Below are 14,823 nucleotides of genomic sequence, written 5' to 3' on the forward strand. Positions count from 1 at the left end.
TTACAGGTCGGCGCCGACGAGCTTGACCAGGTCCACCAGCCGGTTGGAGTAGCCCCACTCGTTGTCGTACCAGCCGAGGACCTTGACCTGGTTGCCGATGACCTGGGTCAGCGGCGCGTCGTAGATGCAGGACGCCGGGTCGGTGACGATGTCGCTCGACACGATCGGGTCCTCGTTGTACTTCAGGTAGCCCGACAGCGGGCCGGACTCGGCGGCCGCCTGGTACGCCGCGTTCACCGCCTCGACCGTCGGGGCCTCACGCAGCAGCACGGTCAGGTCGGTGGCCGAACCGGTCGGCACCGGCACCCGCAGCGCGGCACCGGTGAGCTTGCCGTTCAGCTCCGGCAGCACCAGGCCGATCGCCTTGGCCGCACCCGACGACGCCGGTACGACGTTGATCGCCGCCGCGCGCGCCCGGCGCAGGTCCTTGTGCGGGCCGTCCTGCAGGTTCTGGTCCTGGGTGTAGGCGTGGATCGTGGTCATCAGACCACTCTCGATGCCGAACGCGTCGTTCAGCACCTTCGCCAGCGGGGCCAGGCAGTTCGTGGTGCAGGACGCGTTCGAGATGACGTGGTGCTTGGCCGCGTCGTACTGGTCGTCGTTGACGCCCAGCACCACGGTCAGATCCTCGCCCTTGGCCGGGGCGGAGATCACGACCTTCTTCGCGCCGGCGTCCAGGTGGCCGCGGGCGTCCTCGGCCTTGGTGAACCGGCCGGTGGACTCGACCACCACGTCGGCGCCCAGGTCCTTCCACGGCAGGCCGGACGGGCCGACCTTCTCCGCCAGCGCCACGATGCGCTTGCCGTCGACCGTGATCGACTTCTCGTCGTGGCTGATCTCGGCGGGCAGCCGGCCCAGCACCGAGTCGTACTTGAGCAGCTGCGCGATCGTGGCCGTGTCGCCCAGATCGTTGTAGCCCACGACCTCCACGTCGGCGCCCTGCTCGAGCGCGGCACGGAAGAAGTTGCGGCCGATCCGGCCGAAGCCGTTGATGCCAACGCGGATGGTCACGCGACCCATCTCCTCACCAGAATGTCCGCCGGCCGCAGCCGGCCCGTCGTTGTCACAGGTGTGGGACCGCCTCGCCGCCGGTCCACGGGCACCCGGCACGCCGCCACCGTCGGCAGCGACGCTCGAACGCCGCCACTGCCGGCGGGGAGCGAGCCGTCGGCCTCGTCGCCGAACACACCCGACCCTATCGTTGCGACCCGCACCGGCCGTGAGCGGCCGGCGCTACGGCCAGCAGACACCGCCGCGGGCGCAGGCGAACCCCGAACCGCGAACCGGTGACGCTGCTCATGCCTCGCTGGCAAGCATCTCCGCGGTCACCGCCGACTCGGTGTCCGGGATCGACCGGTCGTGCGCCTGCTTGTCCGCCAATGCCAGCAACCGTCGGATGCGTCCCGCAATCGCGTCCTTGGTCAGCGGCGGGTTGGCCAGCGCGCCCAGCTCCTCCAGCGACGCCTGCCGGTGCTCCAGCCGGAGCCGGCCCGCGACCACCAGGTGGTCCGGCGCCTCCGCGCCGAGGATCTCCAGCGCCCGGGTGACCCGCGCCGCCGCCGCCACCGCGGCCCGCGCCGACCGGCGCAGGTTGGCGTCGTCGAAGTTGGCCAGCCGGTTCGCGGTCGCCCGCACCTCCCGGCGGACCCGGCGCTCCTCCCACGCCAGCACGCTGGCATGCGCACCGAGCCGGGTCAGCATCGCGCCGATCGCATCGCCGTCCTTGACCACCACCCGGTCGATGCCGCGCACCTCCCGGGCCTTGGCCATGATGCCGATCCGGCGGGCCGCGCCGACCAGCGCCAGCGCCGCCTCCGGCCCCGGGCAGCTGACCTCCAGCGAGCAGGACCGGCCCGGCTCGGTCAGCGAGCCGTGCGCGAGGAACGCACCCCGCCAGGCCGCGACCGCGCAGCACACGCTCGCCGACACCACGTGCGGTGGCAGCCCGCGGGCCGGTCGGCCGCGCAGGTCCAGCAGGCCGGTCTGGCGGGCCAGCGCCTCGCCGTCCCGGACCACCCGGACGATGTAGTGGCTGGCCTTGCGCAGCCCACCGGACGCGAGCACGTGGATCTCACTCGGGTAGCCGTACACCTCGGCGATCTCGCGGCGCAGCCGGCGCGCCGCGGCGCCGGTGTCCAGCTCCGCCTCGACCACCACGTGGCCACCCATGATGTGCAGGCCGTCGGCGAAGCGCAGCATCGCCGCCATCTCCGCCTTCCGGCAGCACGGCTTGGTGACATCGACCCGGCTCAGCTCGTCCTTCACGGCCCCCGTCATGGCCATCGTGTCGCTCACCTCACGTCCACTCGGTCCACCTGGGAACCGAGGATCGGCTTGTTCGAACCGAGAATGCCCTCGAGTGCCGCGGCCAGCGCGGCCGGATCGTGGCGCGGTGCACCGTCGGCGGCGGCCACCCGCGCCGTGACCAACCGGGCACCCAGTGATTCTGCCGCAAGCCCCAACGGCGCCTGCTCCCCCATCGCCCGTACGTCGGCCAGCACCACGTCGGCCCGCAGCTGCGGCAGGTAGCGGGTCAGCTCCGCCAGGTGGTCGGCGGCCGACAAACCGCTGGTCTCCGACTCGGTGGCGAGGTTGAGAGTCACCAGCCGTTGCGCCGGACTCGCCACGATCGCCGACCGCAGCTCGGGCACCAGCAGGTGCGGAATCACGCTGGTGTACCAGGAGCCGGGGCCGAGCAGCAGCCAGTCGGCGGCACCGATCGCGGCCACCGCCTCGGCGCAGGCGGCCGGCGAGTCGGGCACCAGCCGTACCTCCCGGACCGCTCCGGTACTCACCGCGAGCTCGTGCTGCCCCCGCACGGTGACGGTGTCGCCCGGACGGGCCGGGTCGGCACCGCGCACGCTCGCCTCGATCGACAGCGGGATACGCGACATCGGCAGCACCCGGCCGGTCGCCCGGACCAGTTCGGCGGCATGGTCCAGCGCCGCCACCGGATCGTCGAACACCTCGAACAGCCCGAGCAGCAGCAGGTTGCCCACCGCGTGCCCGGCCAGCTCGTCGTCCCCGGCGAACCGGTGCTGCATCAACCGGGCGTTCGTCGCGCTCGTGTCGTCGTCGGCGGCCAGCGCGGCCAGCGCCTGGCGCAGATCGCCGGGCGGCAGGATCGGCCGGGACCGGCGCAGCCGGCCGCTCGACCCGCCGTTGTCGGCGACCGTCACCACCGCGGTCGGCGCGCAGCCCAGCCGGCGCAGCGCCCGCAGCATGGCGGACAGCCCGTGCCCGCCGCCGAACGCGACCACGTTGCCGACCGACCGCTGCGGGGAGCTGGCGCGCTCCGCCGCCGTCATTCGCGCCCCAGATCGCGATGCTGGGCGTGCGCGGCGAGGCCGGCGTCTCGCAGCCGGCCGGCCAGCGCCTCGCCGATCGCCACGCTGCGGTGCTTGCCGCCGGTACACCCCACCGCCACGGTCAGGTACCGCTTGCCCTCCCGCTCGAAGCCGCCGGCGGACGCCTCGATCAGCTCGGCGTACCCGGAGACGAAGGTCTGCGCGCCGGGCTGCCCCAACACGTACGCGCTGACGTCGGGTTGCAGGCCGGTGTGGTCGCGCAGCTCCGGCACCCAGAACGGGTTCGGCAGGAACCGCGCGTCGACCACGAAGTCGGCGTCCGGGGGCAGTCCGTACTTGAAGCCGAAGGACAGCACGGTGATCCGCAGGGTGCGCACGTCCGGCGTGCCGAACAGCTCCTCGACCCGGGCCCGCAGCTGGTTGACGTTGAGCTGGCTGGTGTCGATGAGCACGTCGGACTCCGAGCGGGCACCGGCGAGCAGCGCGCGTTCGGCCGCGATTCCGTCCGCCAGCCGGCCGTCGCCCTGCAACGGATGCGAGCGCCGGACCGACTCGAACCGGCGGATCAACACCTCGTCGTCGGCGTCCACGAACACCACGTGCGGCCGGAACCCGCGCTCGCGCAACGCCCGGACCGCGCCGGCCAGATCGGTGGAGAACGCGCGGCTGCGCACGTCCAGCACCATCGCGGTGCGCCGGGTCGCCCCGCCCGAGCGGTACGCCAGCTCGGCCATGGTGACCATCAGCGCCTGCGGCAGGTTGTCGACCACGTAGTAGCCGACGTTCTCCAGCGCGCGGGCCACCGTGGACCGGCCGCCGCCGGAGACGCCGGTGACGATCACCAGCTCCATCTCGGCATGCTGCGGCCCGTCCCGTTCACCGTCGCCGGTCGCGCCGCCGGCACGGTCGGCCGTCACGGCCTGCTGGTTGTTCACTCGCCCCCCTCGTGACCGGCACGCCGGTCACCGGTCCGGTCGGCATCGCCGACCACTCCCCCGTCCGCCGGTCCCCCGTCCGCCGGTGCGGCTGCCACACCGGAGGTTACGTCGGCGGTGCCTGGATCGGGGCCGGTGACGACACCGTGTCCAGCTGTCGTGTCGCCCCCGGACGCGTCGTCCGACCTCGCCGCGTCGTCCGACCTCGCCGCGTCGTCCGGGTGCAGGGCGTGGAAGACCAGTGCCGCCGTGCGTGGGCCGACACCGGACACCTCGGCGATCTCCTCCACCCGGGCCGAACGCAGCCGCTTCACCGAACCGAAGCGGCGCAGCAGCGCCTTGCGCCGCACCTCGCCCAACCCCGGCACCTCGTCCAGCGCCGAGGTCGTCATCCGCTTGGAACGACGCTGCCGGTGGTAGGTGATGGCGAACCGGTGCGCCTCGTCCCGGACCCGCTGCAGCAGGTAGAGGCCCTCGCTGGTGCGCGGCAGGATCACCGGGTACTCGTCGACGGCGCTCGGCAGCCACACCTCCTCCAGCCGCTTGGCGAGGCCGCACACCGCCACGTCGTCGATGCCCAGCTCGGCGAGCACGCCGGCCGCGGCGTCCGCCTGCGGCTGTGCGCCGTCCACCACCACCAGCTGCGGCGGGTACGCGAACCGGCGGGGTCGGCCCGTCGTCGGGTCGATGCCCGGTAGCGGCCCGGCGACCGCGTCGCCGGTGCTCGCATCCTCCGCCGCCTCGTCGCCGACGTCGTCACCGCCGATCGGATCACCCGACTGCGCCCGCGCCTCCAGATAGCGGGAGAACCGGCGGCGCAGGATCTCGGCCATCGCCGACACGTCGTCGGTACCGGTGCCGTCCGGGTTGCCGCGCACCGCGAACCGGCGGTACTCGCTCTTGCGGGCCAGGCCGTCCTCGAACACGACCATGCTCGCCACCACGTCGGTGCCCTGGATGTGCGAGATGTCGTAGCACTCGATCCGCAGCGGCGCGGTGTCCATCCCCAGCGCGTCGGCGATCTCCTGCAGCGCCTTGCTGCGCGCCGTCAGGTCGCTGGAGCGGCGCAGCTTGTGCTGCGCCAGCGACTGGCCGGCATTGCGCTCCACCGTCTCGTACAGGGCGCGCTTGTCGCCGCGCTGCGGCACCCGCAGCCGCACCCGCGACCCGCGCCGCTCCGACAACCACTCGGCGAGCGTGTCGGCGTCCGCCGGCAGCTGCGGTACCAGCACCTCCCGCGGGATGTTCGCCGACTCCGGCGAGTCGCTCGCGCCGTAGACCTGGGTGCAGAACTGCTCGACCAGATCGGCGGTGCTCAGGTCCTCGACCTTCTCCACGACCCAGCCGCGCTGGCCGCGCACCCGCCCGCCGCGCACGTGGAACACCTGGACCGCGGCCTCCAGCGGGTCCTCGGCGAACGCCACCACGTCGGCGTCGGTACCGTCCGGCAGCACCACCGCCTGCTTCTCCACCGCGCGGCGCAGCGCCGCCAGGTCGTCCCGGATCCGCGCCGCCCGCTCGAACTCCAGCTGCTCGGACGCCGCGGCCATCTCGCGCTGCAGCCGCCGGTCCATCTTGTCGGTGTGCCCGGCCATGAAGTCGCAGAAGTCGTCGACGATCGCGCGGTGCTCCTCGGCGCTGACCCGGCCCACGCACGGCGCCGAGCACTTGCCGATGTAGCCGAGCAGGCACGGCCGGCCGATCTGCCCGGACCGCTTGAACACCCCGGCCGAACAGGTGCGGGCCGGGAACACCCGCAGCAGCAGGTCGAGCGTCTCACGGATCGCCCAGGCGTGCGAGTACGGCCCAAAGTAGCGCACCCCCTTGCGCTTGGCGCCGCGCATCACCTGCAGCCGCGGGTACTCCTCGTTGAGGGTGACGGCGAGGTAGGGGTAGCTCTTGTCGTCGCGGTACTTGACGTTGAACCGCGGATCGAACTCCTTGATCCAGCTGTACTCCAGCTGCAGCGCCTCGACCTCGCTGGACACCACCGTCCAGTCGACCCGGGCCGCGGTGGTGACCATCTGGAAGGTGCGCGGGTGCAGCCCGGCAGGATCGGCGAAGTACGAATTGAGCCGGTTGCGCAGGCTCTTCGCCTTGCCGACATAGATCACCCGGCCGCTCGGGTCACGAAACCGGTACACCCCGGGCGCATCGGGAATCGTGCCCGGCGCTGGGCGGTAGCTCGACGGATCCGGCACCTGCCAAGCCTATCCACCGGTACCGACAGCCCCGCAGCTGCACGCCGCTGTGTCGGTACCGGCGGTCACCGTTGTCCTGGCTGGCTAGGGTCGGGGACGGTCCGGGCCAGCACCGGTCCCCGGCGGGTGAGGAGGAGCGGTGAGCGTGCCACCATCCGGGCCCACGCCGCCCGGGTACGACCCGACCGGAGCGGCGCCGCCCCCGTCGCCGCCCGACCCCGCGGCGCCGGGCGCACCGTCGGACCCGGTCGCCGCGTGGCGGCCCGGCCCACCCGCCGAGGACCCGGCGCCGCCCGACCCGGCTCCGACCGCATCGGCGCCGGGCTGGAATCCGTACGCGTCCCGGACCGAGTGGGCCGACGGCCGGGTCGGCGAGGGCGGCGGGACACCGCCCGCCTGGCAGCGCCGGGTGCGGATCCGGCGCCGTCGATGGCCGGTGCTTCTCGGCGTCTCGGCCACCTGCGTACTGCTGATACTGGCCGGCGTGGTGGTGGTCGGCCTGCTCTGGATCCGGTCGGCGGCACCGGGTGCCGCCGGCGACGACATCAACCACGGTCCGCTGCGCCAGTCGAACTACCATGACTGGCACTTCAGGCTCGACGACGTGAAGCTCGACGCCACCAAGACCGGCGGCCGTGACCTGCACAGCTGCGGGCCGGTCGAGCGCGCCCGGTCGCTCACCGCGCAGGGCTGCCGGTCCGGCATCGAACTGGACTACCGCACCGCCGGCGACCGGATCCGCCTCGAGCAGTTCGTGCTGGTGTTCGACACCGCCGCGCACGCGAAGAAGGCGGGCCGCGACCTGACCGGCGACCAGCTCCGGCTGCGTCGATCCACGCTGCACCCGCACGTCGAGGGCACCATGGTGCAGCAGTCCACCAAGCAGTACCTGGTGGTCACCGTCGGCACCGCCGCCGACCGGGCGGACGATCACCGGCGGGACACGTTCGTGCACTACGCGAACGCCGACATGGCGGCCGCGATGATCTGGCGCGACTGACCGCGTCGCCGACGGCGTCGCCAGGCAGGTGCGTCGGCACGCAGGTGTGACGACGCGCAACGTGCCGGCGCAGTTCGGCGGCGCAGCAACCCGACCGCGCCGGCTCGACCCGGATCGCGGCGCTCAGCGGCTCTTCGTCGTCGGCTTCGTCCGGGCGCCGCGGCTTGCGGCGGTCGCCTTCGCCGCACCGGTCTTCGCCGCACCGGTCTTCGTCGCGGTCGACCTCGCCGCCGGCTTCGAGGCGTTCGCCGTGCTCCCGGCCGGCTTCGCCGCGCTCGACTTGGCGCCGCTGGGCTTGGCGCCGTTGGACTTCGCGGCGGTCGTGCGTGAGGTCGCCGAGCCGGTGGCGGTGCGCCGGGTCGAGCGAGCCGCGACGGTGCGCGTGCCGGCGCCGGCGTGCCCGGCGCCCGCCAGGATCGGCTGCAGGAACCGGCCCGTGTGGCTCTGCCCGTCCGCCGCGACCTGCTCCGGGGTGCCGGTCACGAGGACGGTGCCGCCCTTGTTGCCGCCCTCCGGGCCCATGTCGATCAGCCAGTCGGAGGTCTTGATGATGTCGAGGTTGTGCTCGATCACCACGACCGTGTTGCCCTTGTCGACCAGGCTCTGCAGCACGTGCAGCAGCTTGCGGATGTCCTCGAAGTGCAGCCCGGTGGTCGGCTCGTCCAGCACGTAGACGGTGCGGCCGGTGGAGCGCTTCTGCAGCTCGCTGGCGAGCTTGACCCGCTGCGCCTCGCCGCCGGACAGGGTCGGTGCCGGCTGGCCGAGCCGAACGTACCCGAGGCCCACCTCGACGAGCGTCTTGAGGTGCCGGTGGATCGAGGTGATCGGCTCGAAGAACCCGGCCGCCTCCTCGATCGGCATGTCCAACACCTCGGCGATGGTCTTGCCCTTGTAGTGCACCTCGAGGGTCTCCCGGTTGTACCGGGCGCCGTGGCACACCTCGCAGGGCACGTACACGTCGGGCAGGAACTGCATCTCGATGCGGATGGTGCCGTCGCCGGCGCACGCCTCGCAGCGCCCGCCCTTGACGTTGAACGAGAACCGCCCCGGGGTGTACCCGCGGACCTTGGCCTCGGTGGTCTCGGCGAACAGCTTGCGGATGTTGTCGAACACCCCGGTGTAGGTGGCCGGGTTGGACCGCGGGGTGCGGCCGATCGGCGACTGGTCGACGCCGACCACCTTGTCGACCTTGTCGATGCCGGTGATGCGGGTGTGCCGGCCGGGCACCAACCGGGCGCCGTTGACCTGGTTGGCCAGCACCGCGTAGAAGATGTCGTTGATCAGCGTCGACTTGCCCGAGCCGGACACCCCGGTCACCGTCACCAGGCACCCCAGCGGGATGGTCACGTCGATGTTGCGCAGGTTGTGCTCGCGGGCGCCCTTGATGACCAGCTCGTGACCCTTGGTCGGGGGTCGGCGCACGGCCGGCAGCTCGATCGCCGTGCGCCCGGACAGGTACGCCCCGGTCAGCGAGTCGGCGTTGGTCAGCAGGCCGGAGACCGAACCGGAGTGCACGATGTGGCCACCCCGCTCGCCGGCGCCCGGGCCGATGTCGACGACCCAGTCGGCCGAGCGGATGGTGTCCTCGTCGTGCTCCACCACGATCAGCGTGTTGCCCAGATCGCGCAGCCGGGTCAGCGTCTCGATCAGCCGGTTGTTGTCCCGCTGGTGCAGCCCGATCGACGGCTCGTCCAGCACGTAGAGCACCCCGACCAGGCCGGACCCGATCTGGGTGGCGAGCCGGATGCGCTGCGCCTCGCCGCCGGACAGCGTCGCGGACGGCCGGTCCAGCGACAGGTAGTCGAGGCCGACGTCGAGCAGGAACCGCAGCCGAGCCTGGATCTCCTTCAGCACCGCCTCGGCGATCAGCTTCTGCCGCTTGGTCAGGTCCAGCCCGCCGATCAGCGCCGCGCACTCGTCGATCGGCAGCGCGCACACCTCGGCGATGTTGTGGCCGGAGATGGTGACCGCGAGGATCTCCGGCTTGAGCCGGGTGCCGCCGCAGGCCGGGCACGGGATGTCGCGCATGTAGCCCTCGTACCGGTCGCGGCTCCACTCGCTCTCGGTCTCCGCGCGACGCCGCTCCAGGAACGGGATGACGCCCTCGAACGCGGCGTAGTAGGACCGCTGCCGCCCGTACCGGTTGCGGTACTTGACGTGCACCTGCGCGTCGGAGCCGTGCAGCACCGCCTTCTGGGCCCGGGCGGGCAGCTTGCGCCACGGCGCGTCCAGGTCGAAGCCGAGCTGGTCGGCCAGCCCCTGCAGCAGGCGCTGGAAGTACTCCATGTTGTGGCCGGTGGACCAGGGCTGGATCGCGCCGTCGGCCAGCGACTTCTCCTGGTCGGGCACGACCAGCTCCGGGTCGACCTCCTTGCGGGTGCCGATGCCGGTGCAGGTCGGGCACGCGCCGTAGGGGGCGTTGAAGGAGAACGACCGCGGTTCCAGCTCCTCGATGCTGAGCGGGTGATCGTTCGGGCAGGCGAAGTGTTCGGAGAAGCGGCGCTCCCGGCCCTCGTCGTCGGCGGGCAGGTCGACGAAGTCGAACACCACCCGGCCGTCGGCGAGCCCCAACGCGGTCTCCACCGAGTCGGTCAACCGCTGCTTGCTGGTCGGCTTGACCGCGAGCCGGTCCACCACCACCTCGATGGTGTGCTTCTCCTGCTTCTTCAGCGTCGGCGGATCGGTCAGCTGGTGCACCGACCCGTCCACCCGGGCCCGCGCGTAGCCCTTGGACTGCAGCTCGGCGAACAGGTCGACGTACTCGCCCTTGCGGCCGCGCACCACCGGCGCGAGCACCTGGAACCGGGTCCCGGCCGGGTAGCCGAGAATCCGGTCGACGATCTGCTGCGGGGTCTGCCGGCTGATCGCCTCACCGCAGATCGGGCAGTGCGGCGCGCCGATGCGGGCGAACAGCAGCCGCAGGTAGTCGTAGATCTCGGTGATGGTGCCGACGGTCGACCGCGGGTTGCGGGAGGTGGACTTCTGGTCGATCGACACCGCCGGGGACAGCCCCTCGATGAAGTCGACGTCCGGCTTGTCCATCTGGCCCAGGAACTGCCGCGCATAGGCGGAGAGGCTCTCGACGTAGCGCCGCTGCCCCTCCGCGAAGATCGTGTCGAACGCCAGGCTCGACTTGCCCGAACCGGACAGCCCGGTGAACACCACCAGGGCGTCCCGGGGCAGGTCGAGGCTGACGTCTCGCAGGTTGTGCTCGCGCGCACCGCTGATGATCAGGCGATCGGCCACTGTCTCCCGCTTCCGCTCTGTCGGGCCTGTTGCACGGCCCACCCCACGACATCCGCGCCTCGACCAACGAGACACCGGCGAGAACGGTGTCTCGCCGCGGGTCGGTGTCGGGCCCGCCACCCGGCGGCCGCCCACCGGAGCATGCCGCCACGCCAGGGTTACGAACCCAGGGCTACGAACCCGTGGCCGGCGACCGCCCGCCGGCGGCAGACGCACACGGCAACTCTAACCGTGGCCCCCGACATTCCCGGCGCGACGACGGTCACGCCACCAGGCGCCGGCCGCGTGTCGACACCGCCGACACCACCCGCTGGATCGACCCCGACGAGCGGCCACCAACCGGTGCCGATCGGACGGCCGCGGGCCGGGTCACGGCGCAAATTCAAACACATGTACGACGGCATTGCCAGTGTCGGGGGGCACGGCTGTCGCCGGCGTCAGGACGGGTCGTGCCGGTCGCTGCGCCGGTCCAGCGTGCGGGCCCGGCGGGCGGCTGCCCGACGCGCGGCCGCGACCCGAGCGCCACGCCGGTCGTACTGCCAGGCCAGCTCGGCGGCGAGCTTGCGCCAGCTCGCCAGCCGGCGGGCCGGCAGGCTGCCGTCGGCGACCGCGGCCAGTACGGCGCAGCCCGGCTCCTGCTCGTGCCGGCAGTCCCGGAACCGGCACTCCGCCGCGAGCGCCGCGATGTCGGCGAACGCCCGGCGCAGGCCGTCCTCGGTCTCGTCGAGCCCGACGGACCGAACGCCCGGAGTGTCGAGCACCGCGCCGCCGCCCGGCAGCGGGACCAGGGCCCGAAACGTGGTGGTGTGCCGGCCTCGGCCGTCGGCCCGCAGCGCCCGGGTGACCAGCACGCTCGTCCCGACCAGAGCGTTGACCAGGCTGGACTTGCCCACCCCGGAGGCGCCGAACAGCCCCAGGGTGCGCCCGTGACCGACCCGCCGCGCCAGCTCCGCCATCGTGGCCGGGTCGCGCGAGCTGACCGGCAGCACCTCGACGCCCGGCGCCGAGCGCGTCAGCTGCGCCACCAGCCCCGTCACGTCCGGTACCAGATCGGCCTTGGTCAGCAGTACCAGCGGCTCGGCCCCCGACTGCTGGACCAGCGCGACCAGCCGCTCGATCCGGCCGGCGTCCGGATCCGGATCCAGCGCCTCCACGACGGCGGCGACATCGACGTTGGCGGCGAGGATCTGGCCGAGCGAGTCGCGCCCGGCGCTGTTGCGGACCACCGCGGTGCGGCGCGGCAGGACCGCCTCGACGGTCGTGTGGCCGTCCGGCCAGTCCCGCAGCGCGACCCAGTCGCCGGCGACCGGAAGGGTGGACAGGTCCGCCGCCGCGGCGGCGAGCAGCCGGCCGGCGGCGGTGGTACGCATCGCGCCGGCGGCGGTGAGCACGGCGTAGACGCCGCGGTCGACCCGGCTGACCCGGGCCGGCCGGCAGCCGGACCGTGCGGCGGAAGCGAAGGAACGGGCCCGCTCGGCGTCCCAGCCCAGCGACGCGAGGTCGACCGGGGCGGGATGCGCGGCAGCGAGGTTGCTCGACATGTACGACGACACCCTTGGCTCGAAGCGGGCGCCGCGCCGCGATCAGCCGCGGACGGACACCCGGGACACGACGGTCGGACGGCAAGCCCGACCCCAGTGACTGCTGCGCACCGTCACCTCCCCGAGACTCCGTCGAACCGCATCTGCTCTGCCCCGACCGTACGGCCCGGCGACACGCCGACGCCACCCAATATCCCGACCACCCCGGTCCGGGATTTCTCCCCGTTCGGGGCCAGTAACGTGCCGGGCATGACCTACACCGGACAGGTCCGGCCCGGCGGGCCGGCCGCCACCCGCTCGCTGGACCGGCTGTCGATCACCAAGATCTCCGTCGGCCCGGCGGACAACGACGCCTACCTGCTGCGCTGCCGGGCCACCGGAGCGCAGGTGTTGATCGACGCCGCCGCCGATCCGGACGTGCTGCTCGACCTCGTCGACGACCACCCGCTGGACACCGTGGTGACCACGCACCGGCACGCCGACCACTGGCAGGCGCTCGCCGCGGTGGTCTCCGCGACCGGCGCCCGGTCGGTGGCCGGGGTGCGCGACGCCGCCGCGCTGCCGGTACCCACCGAGGGCGTCGCCGAGGGCACCACGGTGCCGGTCGGCGACTGCGTTCTGGAGGTGATCGAACTGGTCGGGCACACCCCGGGGGCGATCGCGCTGCTCTACCGCGACCCCGCCGGTCACCCGCACCTGTTCACCGGCGACTCGCTGTTTCCGGGTGGGCCCGGCAAGACCACCAGTCCGACCGACTTCACCAGCCTGATGGACGACCTGGAGGCGAAGGTGTTCGGTCGACTGCCGGACGACACCTGGGTCTACCCGGGTCACGGCGACGACACCACCCTCGGCGCGGAGCGACCGCATCTGGCGCGGTGGCGCCGCCGCGGTTGGTGAGCCGCGGGTAGAGGCACGCCCCTGCGGCGTCGGGCCGAGGTCCGGGACGTCCGGACCGGCCCGCCACCCGAGCACGGGTCGGCCGGGCTTCGTGCCGCTCGGTCAGCGCCGCACCAGCAGGGCGACCATCACCCGCGGCTGCACCCAGGTGTGCTCGATCCGGAAGTCGCGCCGCAGCAACGCCTCCTTTCGGGCACCGATGCCACGCAGCGGGTCGCCGTGGTGGAAGCAACGAATCACCCACAGCCGGGGTGTGTCACCCAGGCAGCGGGAAAGGTCCGTGCACTCGGTGGCGAGCATTCGGCCGTCCGTACGCTGCGGCCGGGTGGCGAACACGTCTCGCGGCCGCTTCCGCGTCGGCACGTACCGGGCGACCAGGTCCCGCGCCTCCCACGGCACGATCGGTTCGTGCAGCGCGACCGCGAGCCCGTCGCCGGGCCGGTAGTGGCCGGCGATCACGTCCGCGATCTGTTTCGTGCCGTCCAGGTGGCCCGCCGGCCCCCGCACGTCGCGCTGGACCGACAGCCCCGCCACCGCCAGTACGAGCACCGCGACCGCACCGCGCCACCACGCGACCCGGCCCAGGGTCCGGCCGGCGAGCATCGACCAGGCCGGCACCGTGTACAGCAGGTACCGGGGTGACAGCAGCGGCTTGACGTGCGAGACCGCGAACAGCACCAGCGCGGGCAGCACCGCGAGCGCGGCCGGCAGTACACCGGGCCAGCGCAGCGACACGGCCGGCAGGCTCAGCCCCACGAGCAGACCGCAGACCAACAGCGAACCGAACATGATCTCGGGCGCGGTGAACAGCGTGTCCCAGCCGGCCGGTTTCAGGTAGCCGATCGCGGACCGCTCGTGGTAGCCGACCCATACCAGGGGCAGTACCGGCAGCGTCCCGGCCGCGGCGGCGACCGCCCACCGCCACGACATGCGCCGCGAGCGCAGCAGTATCGCCAGCAGGTGGGCGCTGAGCATGAGCAAGGTCATCATGTGCAGCAGGCCCGCCACCGCGACCAACACGCCGTAGCCCAGCCAGCGCCCCGCCGTCGGCCGCTCCGTGGCACGGATCAGGGCCAGTGTCGCCAGACACACCGCGAGCGTCGCGAAGGCGTACACCCGGGCGTCCTGGCCGTAGCGGGAGAGAGAGGGGATCACGACGAAGACGGCCCCGCCGAGCAGCCCCGCGCGGGTGCCGCCCAGACGCGCGCCGATCCAGGTGACCAGGCCGGCCGCCGCCGCGATCGCCAGCACCGAGGGCAGCCGCAGCGCCAGCGTCGAGGTGCCGGCCACGCTCGTCCAGAGCTTCATCAGCAGGTAGTAGGGCGTGATGACGGCGTCCACGTCGCCGCCGAGGCGGACCAGGCCGGACCAGTCGAGCCGTACCGCTCCCCAGGTAGCCAGTTCGTCGGCCCACAGCGCCGGTCGAGTGAGGCCGATCGAGCCGACGACCAGCATGGCCAGCGTCGGCCACACCCAGACCAGCCGCTGCCACCAGGGCGGCGTACCTGACTCGGGCTCGGACTCGAACACGTCCTCGGTCCGGTCGGTGGCGGGCGCTGTGGGCACTACCGGTCTCCTGTCGCCGACGCACGGTGGGCCCCGGCCGAGCATCGCGGGTCGCGACGGGGCGCGGGTAGTTTATGGCGCCACCGCCGCGCGGCCGCACGGCACTCTCACCAGCACCGGGCGCCG

At 72.9% G+C, this 14,823-nt stretch carries 9 protein-coding genes and 1 pseudogene; 2 read left to right on the plus strand and 8 right to left on the minus strand.

The annotated features are described in order from the left end of the window. The 5 genes from gap to uvrC form a co-directional block, all read right to left on the minus strand. Positions 1-1,011 (minus strand): type I glyceraldehyde-3-phosphate dehydrogenase, encoded by a 1,011-nt coding sequence (gene gap / locus Asera_RS24385; protein WP_030447542.1) that lies wholly within the window; start codon positions 1,009-1,011, stop codon positions 1-3. A gap of 285 nt (positions 1,012-1,296) precedes the next feature. Beyond that, positions 1,297-2,283 carry a DNA-binding protein WhiA gene (gene whiA / locus Asera_RS24390; protein WP_030447543.1) on the minus strand — a complete coding sequence of 329 codons (987 nt, stop codon included), beginning with the start codon at positions 2,281-2,283 and terminating at the stop codon, positions 1,297-1,299. Between the two features lie 8 nt (positions 2,284-2,291). Beyond that, positions 2,292-3,308, minus strand: a complete 1,017-nt coding sequence (locus Asera_RS24395) for a gluconeogenesis factor YvcK family protein (protein WP_051802532.1) — start codon at positions 3,306-3,308, stop codon at positions 2,292-2,294. Further along, positions 3,305-4,159, minus strand: coding sequence for an RNase adapter RapZ (gene rapZ, locus Asera_RS24400; RefSeq protein ID WP_030447545.1), 855 nt, complete (start codon positions 4,157-4,159; stop codon positions 3,305-3,307). Before rapZ ends, Asera_RS24395 begins: the two co-directional genes overlap by 4 nt. An 80-nt stretch (positions 4,160-4,239) precedes the next feature. Then, complete coding sequence (uvrC, locus tag Asera_RS24405; protein ID WP_084132007.1) at positions 4,240-6,444, minus strand: excinuclease ABC subunit UvrC; 2,205 nt, start codon at positions 6,442-6,444, stop codon at positions 4,240-4,242. A 139-nt stretch (positions 6,445-6,583) separates the two neighbouring features. Between uvrC and Asera_RS24410 the strand changes: the two genes are divergently transcribed. Continuing rightward, a complete protein-coding gene (locus Asera_RS24410) occupies positions 6,584-7,444 on the plus strand; it encodes a hypothetical protein (RefSeq protein ID WP_030447547.1) in 861 nt (286 codons plus the stop codon). Positions 7,445-7,789: 345 nt separating this feature from the next. Here the strand turns inward: Asera_RS24410 and uvrA are convergent. Continuing rightward, positions 7,790-10,690: pseudogene (uvrA, locus tag Asera_RS24415) on the minus strand (excinuclease ABC subunit UvrA); the annotation flags it as partial. A 437-nt stretch (positions 10,691-11,127) separates the two neighbouring features. Next, the gene (rsgA, locus tag Asera_RS24420; RefSeq protein WP_051802558.1) at positions 11,128-12,231 is read right to left on the minus strand and encodes a ribosome small subunit-dependent GTPase A; all 1,104 of its coding nucleotides are present in this window, start codon (positions 12,229-12,231) and stop codon (positions 11,128-11,130) included. A 249-nt stretch (positions 12,232-12,480) separates the two neighbouring features. Between rsgA and Asera_RS24425 the strand changes: the two genes are divergently transcribed. After that, positions 12,481-13,131: an MBL fold metallo-hydrolase gene (locus Asera_RS24425; protein WP_030447550.1), complete on the plus strand. Its 651-nt coding sequence runs from the start codon at positions 12,481-12,483 to the stop codon at positions 13,129-13,131. A gap of 102 nt (positions 13,132-13,233) precedes the next feature. Here Asera_RS24425 and Asera_RS24430 read toward each other — a convergent pair whose 3' ends face one another. Continuing rightward, the gene (locus tag Asera_RS24430) at positions 13,234-14,697 is read right to left on the minus strand and encodes a glycosyltransferase family 39 protein (protein ID WP_051802533.1); all 1,464 of its coding nucleotides are present in this window, start codon (positions 14,695-14,697) and stop codon (positions 13,234-13,236) included. Positions 14,698-14,823: the final 126 nt, after the last annotated feature.

Origin of the sequence: Actinocatenispora sera, assembly GCF_018324685.1 — a bacterium.
GTDB classification, from domain to species: Bacteria; Actinomycetota; Actinomycetes; order Mycobacteriales; family Micromonosporaceae; genus Actinocatenispora; species Actinocatenispora sera.

Bases quoted from the DNA above. Each gene is read 5' to 3' on its own strand.
- whiA (WP_030447543.1), bottom strand. From the start codon at position 2,283: ATGGCCATGACGGGGGCCGTGAAGGACGAGCTGAGCCGGGTCGATGTC.
- Asera_RS24395 (WP_051802532.1), bottom strand. From the start codon at position 3,308: ATGACGGCGGCGGAGCGCGCCAGCTCCCCGCAGCGGTCGGTCGGCAAC.
- rapZ (WP_030447545.1), bottom strand. From the start codon at position 4,159: ATGGAGCTGGTGATCGTCACCGGCGTCTCCGGCGGCGGCCGGTCCACG.
- rsgA (WP_051802558.1), bottom strand. From the start codon at position 12,231: ATGTCGAGCAACCTCGCTGCCGCGCATCCCGCCCCGGTCGACCTCGCG.
- Asera_RS24425 (WP_030447550.1), top strand. From the start codon at position 12,481: ATGACCTACACCGGACAGGTCCGGCCCGGCGGGCCGGCCGCCACCCGC.